General features: G+C 66.1%; 14 protein-coding genes and 1 riboswitch. Of the genes, 9 read left to right on the top strand and 5 right to left on the bottom strand.

The window, feature by feature from the left end; translation table 11 throughout:
• Positions 1–299: 299 nt before the first annotated feature.
• Positions 300–746, bottom strand: a complete 447-nt coding sequence (locus ABIC78_RS01460) for a hypothetical protein (protein ID WP_354487403.1) — start codon at positions 744–746, stop codon at positions 300–302.
• A gap of 146 nt (positions 747–892) precedes the next feature.
• The gene (locus ABIC78_RS01465; protein WP_354487405.1) at positions 893–2,560 is read right to left on the bottom strand and encodes an NAD+ synthase; all 1,668 of its coding nucleotides are present in this window, start codon (positions 2,558–2,560) and stop codon (positions 893–895) included.
• Positions 2,561–2,730: 170 nt separating this feature from the next.
• Here ABIC78_RS01465 and ABIC78_RS01470 point away from each other — a divergent pair, with 170 nt between their 5' ends.
• Positions 2,731–3,666, top strand: a complete 936-nt coding sequence (locus ABIC78_RS01470) for a ribose-phosphate pyrophosphokinase (RefSeq protein WP_022676495.1) — start codon at positions 2,731–2,733, stop codon at positions 3,664–3,666.
• Positions 3,667–3,690: 24 nt separating this feature from the next.
• On the opposite strand, the gene ABIC78_RS01475 is transcribed toward ABIC78_RS01470, so the two are convergent.
• Entirely contained in the window at positions 3,691–4,635 is a 945-nt protein-coding gene (locus ABIC78_RS01475; RefSeq protein WP_354487407.1) for a helix-turn-helix domain-containing protein, read from the bottom strand.
• Positions 4,636–4,786: 151 nt separating this feature from the next.
• Here ABIC78_RS01475 and ABIC78_RS01480 point away from each other — a divergent pair, with 151 nt between their 5' ends.
• The 3 genes from ABIC78_RS01480 (at position 4,787) to ABIC78_RS01490 (ending at position 7,736) form a co-directional block, all read left to right on the top strand.
• Entirely contained in the window at positions 4,787–5,578 is a 792-nt protein-coding gene (locus ABIC78_RS01480; protein ID WP_354487409.1) for an inositol monophosphatase family protein, read from the top strand.
• Between the two features lie 26 nt (positions 5,579–5,604).
• Complete coding sequence (locus ABIC78_RS01485; RefSeq protein WP_354487411.1) at positions 5,605–6,375, top strand: SDR family NAD(P)-dependent oxidoreductase; 771 nt, start codon at positions 5,605–5,607, stop codon at positions 6,373–6,375.
• Between the two features lie 119 nt (positions 6,376–6,494).
• Positions 6,495–7,736: a Xaa-Pro dipeptidase gene (locus tag ABIC78_RS01490; RefSeq protein ID WP_502915633.1), complete on the top strand. Its 1,242-nt coding sequence runs from the start codon at positions 6,495–6,497 to the stop codon at positions 7,734–7,736.
• Between the two features lie 90 nt (positions 7,737–7,826).
• Here ABIC78_RS01490 and bfr read toward each other — a convergent pair whose 3' ends face one another.
• Positions 7,827–8,306: a bacterioferritin gene (bfr, locus tag ABIC78_RS01495; RefSeq protein WP_022676500.1), complete on the bottom strand. Its 480-nt coding sequence runs from the start codon at positions 8,304–8,306 to the stop codon at positions 7,827–7,829.
• Between the two features lie 97 nt (positions 8,307–8,403).
• Positions 8,404–8,583: a (2Fe-2S)-binding protein gene (locus ABIC78_RS01500; RefSeq protein ID WP_354487416.1), complete on the bottom strand. Its 180-nt coding sequence runs from the start codon at positions 8,581–8,583 to the stop codon at positions 8,404–8,406.
• A 144-nt stretch (positions 8,584–8,727) separates the two neighbouring features.
• A riboswitch (SAM-I-IV-variant riboswitch) is annotated at positions 8,728–8,839 on the top strand.
• A gap of 73 nt (positions 8,840–8,912) precedes the next feature.
• On the opposite strand from ABIC78_RS01500, the gene ABIC78_RS01505 reads away from it, so the two are divergent.
• From ABIC78_RS01505 to pheT, 5 genes are all read left to right on the top strand, one after another.
• Positions 8,913–9,809, top strand: a complete 897-nt coding sequence (locus ABIC78_RS01505) for a homoserine O-succinyltransferase (RefSeq protein ID WP_062783514.1) — start codon at positions 8,913–8,915, stop codon at positions 9,807–9,809.
• A gap of 209 nt (positions 9,810–10,018) precedes the next feature.
• Positions 10,019–10,222, top strand: a complete 204-nt coding sequence (rpmI, locus tag ABIC78_RS01510) for a 50S ribosomal protein L35 (protein WP_022676503.1) — start codon at positions 10,019–10,021, stop codon at positions 10,220–10,222.
• A 12-nt stretch (positions 10,223–10,234) separates the two neighbouring features.
• Positions 10,235–10,597, top strand: a complete 363-nt coding sequence (gene rplT / locus ABIC78_RS01515; protein ID WP_022676504.1) for a 50S ribosomal protein L20 — start codon at positions 10,235–10,237, stop codon at positions 10,595–10,597.
• 233 nt (positions 10,598–10,830) lie between these two features.
• Positions 10,831–11,931: a phenylalanine--tRNA ligase subunit alpha gene (gene pheS, locus ABIC78_RS01520; RefSeq protein WP_354487419.1), complete on the top strand. Its 1,101-nt coding sequence runs from the start codon at positions 10,831–10,833 to the stop codon at positions 11,929–11,931.
• Entirely contained in the window at positions 11,928–14,318 is a 2,391-nt protein-coding gene (gene pheT / locus ABIC78_RS01525; RefSeq protein ID WP_354487421.1) for a phenylalanine--tRNA ligase subunit beta, read from the top strand. The genes pheS and pheT overlap by 4 nt, the downstream gene beginning before the upstream one ends.
• Positions 14,319–14,466: the final 148 nt, after the last annotated feature.

Here is a 14,466-nt window from a genome sequence, read left to right on the forward strand (position 1 = left end):
ACGCAAACAGCAGAAACCCCGTCGGGCAACCGGCGGGGTTTTTGTTTGGCCCTGGTGTGTGCGTGTGTGTGTGTGCAGCGAAGCTGCTTGGATTTTTTCACACGAAGCCACGAAGACACGAAGGAAGAAGGGTGACGCGCTGGCTGCGCCAGTCTCCCTCTCTTCGTGTCTTCGTGTCTTCGTGTGAAAAAGACATGTTCACAAAAGAGAAGCCCGTTCCGGGCCGGCTTCCGGCGCTGCCAGGGCAGGAGCGGGGCACCGCAGCGCCGGGGGAGTGCCGGCCCGGAACGGGCACGCGGTTACGCGCTGCGTCCTGACAGCAGCGCGGCCGCGTGTTGGGTGGCGTGGTAGAGCCCGTCCTGCCGGTCGGCCCGAACGAACCCGTGCAGCATGCCGGCAAAACCCTCGTTATCGGCCAGCAGGGCATGGCGCACCATGGCCGCCAGCGTTGCCTCGTCGGGCGTCATGGTCAGCTGGCACGGACGGTTGACGAGGAAGCGTTCGGGCCAGGTGCGGATCACGCGGCGCACCAGCGCATGGACGGCGGCGGCGGTCTCGATGCTGCGATAGCGTTGCGCCAAGTCGGGGATAGGGTCGCGCCCCGCGCGCTCGAACATGGCCGACAGGCGCATGGCCATGACCACGTGCAGGGCTGTCAGGGACAGTGCCCGCACATCCTGGGGGCGGGCCAACGCGGCAATCGTGGCCGCGGCCGATGCAGTGGTCGAAGTGGACAAGAGCGGCACTCCTTTTTGAGAACGATTCGCAGCGTACGGCGGTGGCTCCGCGTCGTCAATGCGAATCATTCGCAAAAATGGCACGCTTGAGCGCAACAACAAACGCCGGCCACCCCAGGGGCAGCCGGCGTTTGCAAACATCGCGCGAAAAGATGTCAGGCCGTACGGAAGCCCTGCGTGATCGGATAGCGCCGATCGCGCCCGAAATTGCGCATGCCCAGCTTCACCCCCGGCGGGGCCTGGCGCCGCTTGTACTCGGCCAGGTGCAGCAGCCGCTCGATGCGCTCCACCGTGGCGCGCTCGAACCCTTCAGCGGTGATCTGGGATACGCTCTTTTCATGCTCGACCAGGCCCAGCAGGATGGCGTCGAGCACGTCATAGGGCGGAAGCGAATCCTCGTCCTTCTGGTCGGGGCGCAGTTCGGCGCTGGGTGGCTTGGTGATGATCCGCTCGGGCATCACCGGCCCGTCCGGTCCCATGCCGATGCGCGGGCGGTGTTCATTGCGCCAGCGCGAGAGGGCAAAGACGGTGGTCTTGTAGGCATCCTTGAGCGGGTTGTAGCCGCCGTTCATGTCACCATAGATGGTGGCATAGCCCACGCTCATCTCGCTCTTGTTGCCGGTGGTGACCAGCATTGGCCCGAACTTGTTGGACAGGGCCATCAGCGTGGTGCCGCGGATGCGCGATTGCAGGTTCTCTTCGGTCAGGTCGGGCTCTCGCCCGGCAAACAGGGGGCTGAGCATATCGGTAAAGCCGTCCACCGCCGGCGCGATCGGCACGGTATCGAGCCGCACGCCCAGCATCTGGGCACAGCCTGCGGCATCGTCCAGGCTTTCCTGGCTGGTATAGCGGCTGGGCAGCATCACGCACCACACCCGATCAGCGCCCAGCGCATCGACCGCGATCGCGGCGCAGAGCGCCGAATCGATCCCGCCGGAAAGCCCGAGCAGCACGCCGGGAAAGCGGTTCTTGTTCACATAGTCGCGCAGCGCCATGACCATGGCGCAATAAATATCTTCGGGATGCTCGGTCGGCTCGGCCACCTGGGCTGCCTGGCAGCGCCAGCGGTGGCTGTTGCCGAACGGCACCTTGTTCCACACCGTTTCGACCACGGCCTCTTCCCATTCGGGAAGCTGCGCCCACAGCGCGCCTTCGGGGCCGACGACGAAGCTGGCGCCATCGAATACCACCTCGTCCTGGCCGCCGACGCGGTTGACATAGGCGAGCGGAATGCCGGTATCGATCGCGCGGCGCTTGGCCACGCCGTCGATCCGCAGCACGTCCTTGTCGATCTCGTAGGGGCTGCCGTTGACGCAGAGGAAGATTTCCGCGCCTAACTGCGCCAGGTGGCGGCACACGTCGGGATGCCAGATATCCTCGCAGATCGGCAGGCCCAGAACGGCGCCGCGAAACGGCACCGGTTCGGGCAGCGGGCCGGGCAGGAACAGGCGCTTTTCATCGAACGTGCCATAGTTGGGCAGTTCGTACTTGAAGCGCGTCGCCACGATCTTGCCGCCATCGAGCAGCGCCACGCCGTTGTGCAGCGCGCCGTCGCGCACGAACACCGATCCCACCAGCATCGCCGGGCCGCCATCGGCGGTGGCGCGCGCCAGCTGTTCCAGTTCCACCGCCGCGCGTTCGATCAGCGCGGGTTTCAGGATAAGGTCTTCGGGCGGATAGCCGATCAGCTGCATTTCCGGAAAGACGATCAGGTCGCTGCGCGGGGCCTTTGCCCGCACCTCCAGCATCGCGGCGGCGTTGGCGGCAAGGTCGCCAACCCTTTGGTTGAGTTGTGCAAGCGTGATGATCAGTGTGTCGGCCATGGCCAGACCCTAGGCGGCATCAGCCATGGCGGGCAAGGGGGCTGTACCGTGGTGGGGCGCAAAACGGCCTGTTTGCGGCCCGTTCGGGACGCTGGGGCGTTGCAAAACTGTCATCTTGGGCTAAGGGCGGCGCGAGGATCAGGATCACCAAAGGACTCGAGGGAAACGCCATGAAGATCATGTCCGGCAACGGCAACCTGCCGCTGGCCCGCGCCATTGCGGCCTATCTGGAACTGCCGCTGACCGACGCCTCGGTGCGCCGCTTTGCCGACGAGGAAGTCTTCGTGGAAATCCACGAGAACGTGCGCGGCGAAGATGTCTTCCTGGTGCAGTCCACCAGCTATCCCGCCAACGACAACCTGCTCGAGCTGCTGATCTGCATCGACGCGCTGCGCCGCGCCTCGGCCAAGCGGATCACCGCCGTGGTGCCGTACTTCGGCTATGCCCGCCAGGACCGCAAGCCGGGTCCGCGCACGCCGATCTCGGCCAAGCTGGTGGCCAACCTGATCACCACGGCCGGGGCCGATCGCGTGCTCGCGGTCGATCTTCACGCCGGGCAGATCCAGGGCTTCTTCGATATCCCGACGGACAACCTGTTTGCCGCGCCGGTCATGGCCGCCGATATCCAGACCCGTTACGGCGGGCAGGAACTGATGGTTGTCTCGCCCGACGTGGGCGGCGTGGTGCGCGCCCGCGCCCTGGCCAAGCGGCTCGACAATGCGCCGCTGGCCATCGTCGACAAGCGCCGCGATCGTCCCGGCCAGTCCGAAGTGATGAACATCATCGGCGACGTGAAGGGCCGCATGTGCATCCTGATCGACGATATCATCGATTCGGGCGGCACGCTGTGCAACGCGGCGCAGGCCCTCATGGATGCCGGTGCGGCCGGGGTCGCGGCCTATATCACCCACGGCGTGCTGTCGGGCGCGGCTGTGGCCCGCGTCGGCAATTCGGCGCTCAAGGAACTGGTGATCACCGACACCATCCTGCCGACCGAAGCGACCAAGGACTGCGACAGCATCCGCATCCTGACCATCGCTCCGCTGATCGGCGAGGCGATCCGCCGCATTGCCGACGAAAGCTCGGTCTCCAGCCTGTTCGACTGATCGCGCGCGATCCGGCCCTGGGTATTACTGCCAGGGCCGGATGCCGCCCGGCGCGATCCGCTCGGTCATTTCCAGGCGGCGCGCCTGGCGGGTTTCCAGCGACAGCGTCATCAGCGGCTGCGCCAGATCGACGAACTGGCGCGGCGACATACCGAACATCGCGGTAAATTCGCGGATCAGGTGGCTCTGGTCGTAATAGCGCAGCGCCAGGGTTTCCCCTTCCGCATCGTCGGCCACGCCGCGCAGGTGGCTCGCCATGTCGAGCGCGCGGGCGCGGCGCAGCACCTGCTTGGGCGTCATGCCGAAATCGCGCCGCACGATCCGCTCCAGCCGGCGCTGCTCGATCCCGCATTGCTGGGCAAATTCGCCCACGCCGATGGCGGGGTTGGCCAGCGCTGCCGCTTCGAACCGGGCGGAAACCGCATCAGGCTCTGCCGTGCCGCGCCAGGCGATCACGGCGCGCAGGGCTTGCTCCATCGCCTGGCACCAGTCTTCGGGCGAGGCGGCCGGATCGAACATCTCCAGCCAGTGATCCGGGTTCAGGCCCAACTGGTCGATCGTGGCAAAGCGGTCGGTCAACTCGGCCTCGGGCAGGCGGGCCAGAACGTGGGCCGCGCCCGGACGCAACACGGCGCCCACGCTGGTAAAGCTGCCGGTCACGCCCACGGCCATGCGCTTGGTATTGGGGCCAAAGACCAGTGCCGCCCGGCCCAGCGCGCGCAAGCCATCGCGGGTCTGCGCTGTCCATTCCCCCCGCAGTTGCACGCGGATGCAGGCGGTATCGGCCAGTAGCCCGCATTGCAGGGCATGGCCCGCCGGGGCATCGACCACGGTGACATAGAACCGGCCGATCCACGGCGCCAGGTCGAGCGCTGGCGCGCGGTTGTAAGACAGTGGCTGCCCCTGGCGGGTGAATCCCGCGGCCGGCGCAATCGCCCGGTCCACAGCCGGCCTGATCTGGCGACTCATGCTTGCTTTGCCCCCTGAATGCCCTGCTTGCTCTCTTGTCCGCCTTTCGCAAACCTCAAATGTTGCATCCTGCCCCTGTACTGCCGCCGTGCCGCACCGGGCCGGAGCAACGTTCTTGACCGCTTCGGCCCGATCGGCAAAGCACTGGGCCATGAAGCTCGATGACGACATTGCCCTGGCCCACCGCCTGGCCGACGCTGCCGGCGCCGCGATCCGGCCCTATTTTCGCAGCGTGACCGCCGAACGCAAGGGGGATGCCACGCCGGTGACCCTGGCAGACCGCGCGGCAGAAGAGGCGATGCGTACCATTCTGGCCGCTGAGCGCCCCGATGACACCGTCATCGGCGAGGAATTCGGCACGCGCGAGGGCACTTCGGGCCGCAGCTGGGTGCTCGACCCGATCGATGGCACGGCCGGCTTCCTCGCCGGGCGCGCGCTGTTCGGCACGCTGATCGCGCTCTTGGTCGATGGCTTTCCGGTGATGGGCGTGATCGACCAGCCGATCGCCAACGAACGCTGGCTGGGCGCCTCGGGCCGCGAAACCACGCTCAACGGCCAGCCGGTGAAGACCCGCCCCTGCCGCGAACTGGCCGAGGCGACGATCGCCACCACCGGGCCGCACTATTTCAGCCAGCACGAGGGCGACCATTTCATGGCCCTGGCCGGCCAGACCGACTACCGCCGCATGGTGATGGGCGGCGATTGCTACAACTATGCCATGCTCGCCACCGGCCAGCTCGACATCGTGTGCGAGGCGGGCCTCAAGCTGCACGACTGGGCCGCGCTGGTGCCAGTGGTCGAAGGGGCGGGCGGCACCATGGCCGATTGGAATGGCGATCCGCTGCATATCGGTTCGGAAGGCCACGTCCTGGCGCTCGGCGATCCGGCGCGGCTGGAAGATGCGATCGAAGCGCTGGCCGCAGGGCACAGCCACCGGCACTGAACGGCTTCGGCCGCGTTGTGCCTGCCATGACGACTGCTGCATCCACCATCGTGATCACGGGCGCGGGCGCCGGTATCGGCCGGGGCACCGCCTTGCACTTTGCCGCGCTCGGCTGGCGCGTGGTCGCGCTTGATCGCGATGCCAAGGCGCTCAAGGAACTGGGGGCCATGCTGCCGCGCGGGCAGGGCTTGACAATCGCTTGCGACGTGGGCCGGGAAAAGCCCGTGGCCCGCGCCTTTGCCCGCATTGCCGATTGGGCAGGCGATGGTATCGATTGCCTGGTCAACAACGCCGGCATCGCCGATCCCTATTGCGGCCCGCTGGAAGACCTGGCCCTGGCGGACTGGCAGCGCTGGATCGATGCTTCGCTCACCGCCGCGTTCCTGTGCAGCCGTGCCGCCCTGCCCTTGCTGCAACGGCGCAGCGGCGCCAGCGTGGTCAACATCGCGTCAACGCGGGCCTTGCAGTCCGAACCCGATACATATGCCTATGCTGCGGCCAAGGGCGGCCTCTGCGCGCTCACCCATGCCATGGCGGTGGGGCTGGGGCCGCAGGTGCGGGTCAGCGCCGTGCTGCCCGGTTGGATCGAGACTGGCCCCTGGCAGCGCGCCGATCGTGCGCATGAACCCGATCAGCGCGCGGTCGACCGGGAGCAGCATCCCGCTGGGCGCGTGGGCACGGTGCACGATATTGCTGCCACCATTGCCTGGCTGGCCAGCGCTGACGCCGGCTTTGTCACCGGGCAGCAGATCGTGGTGGACGGCGGCATGACCCGCAAGATGATCTACGCCGAATGATGGCGGCCGATTAGACACTTGTTCAATATCGTTACCCATGCAACCTTGCCTGCCATCCCCCAACAAGAGGATGGTGCATGACAACGATAAAGAGCGTGGCGCTGGGAGCGGCCGCGCTGATGGCGCTGGCAACCGGCAGCGCGCAGGCCAAGACCGTGGTGGTGCGCGCCGCGCACATGATCGACGTGCTGGCGGGCAAGCGGGTCGATGGCGCGCAAGTGGTGATCACCGATGGCCGTATCACGGCTGTTGGCAAGAGTGGCGATGCTGTGCCCGCCGGGGCCGAAGTGGTCGATCTGGGACAGCGCACGCTGATGCCCGGCCTGATCGATATGCACGTGCACCTGACCGGCGATCCCACGCTCAGCGGCTATCGCGGACTGGAGTTCACCGACAACCTGTCCACCGTGATCGGCGTCGCCAATGCCCGCAAGACGGTGGAAGCCGGCTTTACCACGGTGCGCAACGTCGGCTCGGCCAACTATGACGACGTCGCGCTCAAGCAGGGTATTGAACTGGGCTATGTGCCCGGGCCGCGCATCGTGCCGGCGACCTATGCCCTGGGCGCCACGGGCGGCCATTGCGATTCTACCGAATTTCCGCCCTCGATCACCGTGCCTTCGCCGCAGATCGCCAACACGCCCGAAGAGTTCCGCGCGCTGGTGCGCAAGGTGCGCAAGTATGGCGCGGAAGTGATCAAGATCTGCGCCACCGGCGGCGTCTTTTCCAAGACCGATTCGGTCGGCGCCCAGCAGATGAGCTTTGACGAATTGAAGGCCGTGGCCGACGAGGCGCACATGCTCGGTATGCGCGTGGCGGCCCATGCCCATGGCACCGCCGGCATCAACGATGCGCTGCGCGCCGGGATCGACACGATCGAGCACGCCAGCCTGGCCGACGAGGAAAGCTTCAAGCTGGCCAAGGCCAAGGGTGCCTGGCTCGACATGGACATCTACAACGACGACTATATCCTGGCCGAAGGCGAGAAGAACGGCGTCTTCCCGGAAAGCCTGGCCAAGGAAAAGATGATCGGCCGCAAGCAGCGCGAAACCTTCCGCGCAGCCCATGCTGCCGGGGTCAAGCTGCTGTTCGGCACCGATGGCGGCGTCTATCCCAACGGCTACAACGCGCGCCAGTTCGCCAAGATGGTCGAATGGGGCATGACCCCGATCGAGGCGATCCAGGCCGCCACCAAGAGCGCCGCCGAAGCGCTCGATCGCACGGGCGACGTGGGCGCCATTGCCACGGGCCGTTATGGCGATCTCATCGCTGTGGATGGTGATCCGCTGGCCGATGTGCGCACGCTGGAACACGTCGCTTTCGTGATGAAGGGTGGCGAGGTGGTGAAGCCGGCCGCTTGAAGGGTGGGGCGGTAACACGCCCTCCCCAAACCCCTCCCGCTTGCGGGAGGGGCTGGGGGAGGGCATGTTCCCCGACCAAGCCCCGAAAACTTAATCCTCCGCCGCCTGGCTGTTCAACTGGATATAGTTGTGGATGCCCATCTGCTTGATCAGATCAAGCTGGGTTTCCAGGGTATCGATATGCTCTTCCTCGCTTTCGAGGATCTTTTGCAGCAGATCGCGGCTGACATAGTCGCGCACCGTCTCGCAATGGGCGATGCCGTCTTTCAGCAGGGGCACCGCCTCGTATTCCAGGGCGAGGTCGGCCTTGAGCACTTCTTCCACTGATTCGCCCACTTTGAGGCGGCCGAGCGCCTGGAAATTGGGCAACCCATCGAGAAACAGGATGCGATCGGCCAGGAGATCGGCGTGCTTCATCTCGTCAATCGATTCGTGCCGTTCGAAATCAGCGAGCTTCTTCACGCCCCAGTGCGAGAGCAGGCGATAGTGCAGCCAGTATTGGTTGATCGCGGTCAGTTCGTTGAACAGGGCCTTGTTCAGAAACTCGATGACCTTGGCATCGCCCTTCATGGCCGAACCTTCCTATGCCGTTGAACTGGAAGGCAGGGTAAGCGAGCGAGGGAGCCGGGGCAATGCGCAGTTGCGCCGCGCACCACGGTCGGCCTTATCACGCCATGGCGCAGGCGCGCTCGTCGGCCACCACGTCGTCGGCATCGTCCAGGCATTGCCGGCACTGCGCCTGGCAACCCATCGTGCCATAGAGCGCTTCGGCATCGCCGCGGGCGTGGCAACGGGCGGCCTGGCGCAGATCTTTTTCGCGGATGGCATTGCAGATGCAGATGTACATGGCGCTGAGTGCTTTCGCTCATGAGAACGATTCGCAAGGTAATGCGATTCATTCTCATGAGCAAGGGGTAAAGCAATCCTTGCCGCCGGTTGCGTAGCGTTCCTGCCATGCCTTGCAATGCGTAAGGGGCGCCGCTACATGGGCCGCCAGCATCGAGAGTTGGGGGCGACGCCCCAACGCCAACCTGCCGGTTTCCGGGCAAGGTGGCGCTCCCCACCGGGAGGATGTGGCCGATCCGGCAACGAAACGGAGCAAGCCCCAGGCGTCCTTTCCCTCCTCTCGCGCTGTACAGGATTTGGCTGTGCAGGATTTGAAGGAAAGCTACGCCCGTGCCGATCAGGATCGCCGACAACCTCCCCGCCCGCCGCACGCTGGAAGCCGAAGGCGTGATCGTGATGGGCGAAACCGAGGCCGCGCGGCAGGATATCCGCCCCTTGCGCATCGCCCTGCTCAACCTGATGCCCGACAAGATCACCACCGAAACCCAGGTGGCGCGCCTGCTCGGCGCCACGCCGCTGCAGATCGAATTGAAGCTGGTGCGCCTGTCGGGCCATGTCAGCAAGACCACCTCGGCCGGGCATCTGGCGGAGTTCTATTCGCCGTTTTCCGCCGTGCGCGAAGAGCGCTTCGATGGCCTGATCGTTACCGGCGCGCCGGTGGAAACGATGGACTATGGCGAGGTGACCTATTGGGACGAGTTGCGCCAGATCTTTGACTGGAGCCAGACCCACTGCCACCGCCTGCTGACGATCTGTTGGGGCGCCATGGCGGCGCTGGCGCATTTCCACGGGGTGCCCAAGCATGCCCTGGGGGCCAAGGCGCATGGCGTGTTCGATCACGTCAACCGCGCCCCGGCCAGCCCCTGGCTGCGCGGCATGTCTGACGTGGTGCCCGTGCCGGTTTCGCGCTGGAGCGAGATTCGCGCGGCAGACCTGCCCGCCGGCCTTGCCGTATTGCTCGACAGTGAAGAGGTCGGGCCCTGCCTGGTCGACGATCCGGCGCACCGCGCCATCCACATGTTCAACCATCTGGAATACGATACGCTCACGCTCGATACCGAATATCGCCGCGATGGCGAACGCATCGTGCCGCGCCACTATTATCCGCACAACGACCCGGCCCAACTGCCGCGCAACACCTGGCGCACCTATGGCCACCAATTGTTCGGCAACTGGATCAACGAGGTTTACCAGACCACGCCGTTCAATCTGGACGATATCGGCTGATTCCAGATCCTCCCTGTCGCGCAGCGATGGGGAGGGGGACCGCCGCAAAGCGGTGGTGGAGGGGCCTGGTTCCCCACCCGCCCGAATCAAGTTGCCAAACCGGCCCACCCTCGTTAAGGGCCGCCCCTTCAATCCACGCGGATCTGCGTTCCTGCCTGGCCACATAGGGCTGCCACGGCAGGTACACCGCGTCGAACAAGGAGACGAAAATGCCCAAGCTCAAGACCAAGAGCGGTGTGAAGAAGCGCTTCAAGCTTACCGCTACGGGCAAGGTGAAGCACGGCGTGGCCGGCAAGCGCCACCGCCTGATCAGCCACAACGCCAAGTACATCCGCCAGAACCGCGGCACCGACGTGATCTCCGACGCTGACGCGAAGGTGATCAAGAAGTGGGCGCCCTACGGGCTGAACTGAGGAGGCTGATCCATGTCCCGTATCAAGCGCGGCACCACCACGCGTGCCAAGCATAAGCGTATTCTCGACCAGGCCAAGGGTTACCGCGGCCGTCGCAAGAACACGATCCGCGTTGCCCGCCAAGCCGTTGAAAAGGCTGGCCAGTACGCGTACCGCGACCGCAAGGTCAAGAAGCGCACGTTCCGTGCCCTGTGGATCCAGCGCATCAACGCGGCCGTCCGCGCTGAAGGCCTGACCTATTCGCAGTTCATCCACGGCACCAAGCTTGCTGGCATCGAACTCGATCGCAAGGCCATGGCGGATCTCGCCATGAACGAAGGCGGCGTGTTCGCGGCCGTGATCGCCCAGGCCAAGGCTGCCCTTCCGGCCGCCTGATCGCCATAGCGATACAGCTTTGCAAGGCGCTCGTTCCGAAAGGAGCGGGCGCCTTTTGCTTTGGGGGTGTTCAAAGCATGCCCTCCCCCCGACCCCCTCCCGCAGGCGGGAGGGGGAGAGCAACAAGACTCCCCTCCCGCCTGCGGGAGGGGTTGGGGGAGGGCGTGTTGCCACCCTACAACCCACGCAACCCATCTTCCCTTCTGCCCCGCAAAGCGCTAGCGGCAGGCGCGATGGAACAGCTAGACCAACAGCAGGCCGAAACGCTCGGCGCCATTGCCGATGCCACCACGCTCGATGCGCTGGAGGCGATCCGCGTGTCCGCGCTCGGCAAGCAGGGCTGGGTTTCCGCCCTGCTCAAGACCATGGGCCAGTTGAGCCCGGAAGAGCGCCAGGCCAAGGGCCCGCAGATTCACGGCGCGCGCGAGGCGGTGACCACTGCGCTTGCCGCGCGCAAGGCTGCGCTGGAAAGCGCCGCGCTCGATGCGCGCCTGGCGGCCGAGGCGGTGGACCTGTCGCTGCCCGCGCCGGAAAGCCCGCGCGGCAGCGTCCACCCGGTCAGCCAGGTGATGGACGAGCTGGCGGAAATCTTTGCCGACATGGGCTTTGCCGTGGCCAGCGGCCCGGAAATCGAAGACGATTGGCACAACTTCACAGCGCTCAACATGCCCGAAACGCATCCGGCGCGCGCCATGCACGACACGTTCTATTTCCCGGACAAGGACGGGCAGGGGCGCGACATGCTGCTGCGCACGCACACCTCTCCGGTGCAGATCCGTGCCATGCTGAAAGACGGCGCGCCCTTGCGCATCATCGCGCCGGGCCGCGTCTATCGCTCTGACAGCGACGCCACGCACACGCCGATGTTCCACCAGATCGAAGGCCTGGTGATCGACAAGGGCATTCACCTGGGCCACCTCAAGTGGACGCTGGAAACCTTCCTCAAGGCCTTCTTCGAGCGCCACGACATCGTCCTGCGCCTGCGCCCCAGCTATTTCCCGTTCACCGAACCCTCGGTGGAAGTGGACGTGGGCTATACCTTGGTGAACGGCAAGCGCGTTGTTGGCGGCAGCGGCGATGCGCCGGGCGGCGGCTGGATGGAAGTGCTCGGCTCGGGCATGGTCAACCGCAAGGTGATCGAATTTGGCGGGCTCGATCCAGATGAATGGCAGGGCTTTGCCTTTGGCACCGGCGTCGATCGCCTGGCCATGCTCAAGTACGGCCTGGATGACCTGCGCGCCTTCTTCGATGGCGACGCCCGCTGGCTTGGCCACTATGGATTCGGGGCGCTCGACGTGCCCACCCTTTCGGGCGGCGTGGGAGTGAAGCCGTGAAGTTTTCCCTGTCATGGCTCAAGGCCCTGCTCGATACGCAAGCGAGCGCCACCGAGATTGCCGAAAAGCTCACCAGCCTGGGCCTGGAAATCGAAAGCGTGACCGACGCCTCGGCCGCGCTCAAGCAGTTCCGCGTCGCCCGCGTGCTGACGGCGGAAAAGCATCCGCAGGCCGACAAGCTCCAGGTGCTCAGCGTCGATCTGGGTGATGGCTCGCCGCTCCAAGTGGTCTGCGGCGCGCCCAATGCGCGCGCGGGGCTGGTTGGCGTGCTCGGCGTGCCCGGTGCGGTTGTTCCCGCCAATGGCATGGAACTGCGCAAGAGCGCGATTCGCGGTGTCGAATCCAACGGCATGATGTGTTCCACCCGCGAACTGGGCCTGGGCGAGGAACACGACGGCATCATCGAACTGCCCGAAGACACCGCGCTGGGGCAGTCGTTTGCCGACTATATCGGGTCTGACCCGGTGTTCGACGTGGCGATCACGCCCAACCGCCCCGATTGCATGGGCGTCTATGGCATTGCCCGCGATCTGGCGGCGGCCGGCATCGGCACGCTCCGCGCCATCGACGTGGCCCCGGTGACCGGCACTGGCCCGTGCCCGGTCGACATCCGCATCGAGGATGCGGCCGGCTGCCCGGCATTCTATGGCCGCGTGATCAAGGGCGTGACCAACGGCGCCTCGCCGCAGTGGCTGCAGGACCGGCTCAAGGCTGCCGGCCAGCGCCCGATCTCGGCACTGGTGGACATCACCAACTACGTCATGCTCGGCTATGGCCGCCCGGCCCATGCCTATGACCTGGCCAAGCTGACCGGCGCCGTCACCGCCCGGCTGGCGCGCGAAGGCGAAACCGTCGTCGCGCTCAACGGCAAGGAATATGTGCTCCAGCCGTTCATGACCGTGATTGCCGACGACGCTGGCGTGCACGATATCGGCGGCATCATGGGTGGCGAGCATTCCGGCTGTTCGGATACGACCACCGACGTGCTGCTCGAAGTGGCCTATTTCGATCCCGCGCATATCGCCCGCACCGGCCAGGCGCTGGCGCTGGCCAGCGATGCCCGTGGCCGGTTCGAACGCGGGGTCGATCCTGCGTTCCTCGATACCGGGATGGACCTTTTGACCGCGCTGATCTTGGAGATCTGCGGCGGCGAAGCCAGCGAAGTGGTGCGCGTGGGCACGCCGCCGGTGGCGCAGCGCAGCCTGGCCTATGATCCGGCGCTGGCTGGCCAGTTGGGCGGCGTTGCCGTGGCCCAGGGTGAACAGAAGCGTATCCTGGCCGCATTGGGCTTTGGCGTGGACGCGGATTGGACCGTGACCGTGCCAACCTGGCGCCCTGACATCGCCGGCGCGCCCGATCTGGTGGAGGAAGTGATCCGCGTGCATGGCCTCGACGCCGTGCCGTCCACCCCGCTGCCGCGCACCGATGGCGTGGCACGGCCCACTGCTACCCCGGTGCAGATGCTTGAACGCCGCCTGCGCCGCGCCGCGGCCGCGCGTGGGCTGCATGAGGCGGTGACCTGGTCGTTCCTGCCCCCGGCCCAGGCCGAACACTTTGCCGATGGGCAATTCGTGTGGACGCTGGCCAATCCGATCTCGGAAGACTTGAAGGCGATGCGCCCCTCGCTGCTGCCCGGCTTGCTGGCGGCGGCACGGCGCAATTGCGATCGCGGCGCGTCCAGCGTGCGCTTGTTCGAAATCGGCCGCCGCTATCTGCGCGCCGACGATGGCAGCAGCGACGAACGCCTCAGCCTGGCCGTGGTCCTGGCCGGTGAGCGCACGGCGCGTGGCTGGGCCAGTGGCAAGGCTCAGGCCTTTGACGCGTTCGATGCCAAGGCCGAAGCCATGGCCCTGCTGGCCCAGGCCGGCGCCCCGGTGGAAAACCTGCAGGTGATGGGCGAGGCGGGCAGCCAGTTCCATCCCGGCCAGTCGGCCACGCTGCGCCTTGGCCCCAAGCAGGTTCTGGCGCGCTTTGGCATGATCCACCCCGCCACGGCCAAGGCCTTTGGCCTGGATGTGCCGGTCGCGGTGGTCGAGCTGTTCCTCGATCGCGTGCCGGCCAAGAAGGCTGCGCCGGGCTTTGCCCGTCCGCACTTTGCCCCGCCCGCGCTCCAGGCCGTGACGCGCGACTTTGCGTTCCTGGTCGATGCCAAGGTGCCGGCCGGCGACGTGCTGCGCGCGGTCAAGGGCGCGGACAAGGCCAGCATCGTCGCGGCCCGCGTGTTCGACGATTTCCGCGGCCAGGGCGTTCCCGAAGGCCAGCGCAGCTTGGGTCTCGAGGTGACGTTGCAGCCAGGCGACAAGAGCTTCGACGAAGCCGCCCTCAAGGAGATTTCCGACAAGATCGTCGCCGCTGCGGCCAAGCAGGGCGGGGTTCTGCGCGGCTAGAGCAGCCTTTGGGCTTCGACAGGCTCAGCCCGAACGGGGTTTTCAGGTTTTGCCTGTGTCCGTTCGCCCTGAGCTTGTCGAAGGGCACTCGCGCAACGCCTGATCATACCGCACTTGCGAAGAGCGCGCGCTCTGGCCATACCCTGTC

Origin of the sequence: Novosphingobium sp. 1529, from assembly GCF_040544855.1 — a bacterium.
Lineage (GTDB): Bacteria > Pseudomonadota > Alphaproteobacteria > Sphingomonadales > Sphingomonadaceae > Novosphingobium > Novosphingobium capsulatum.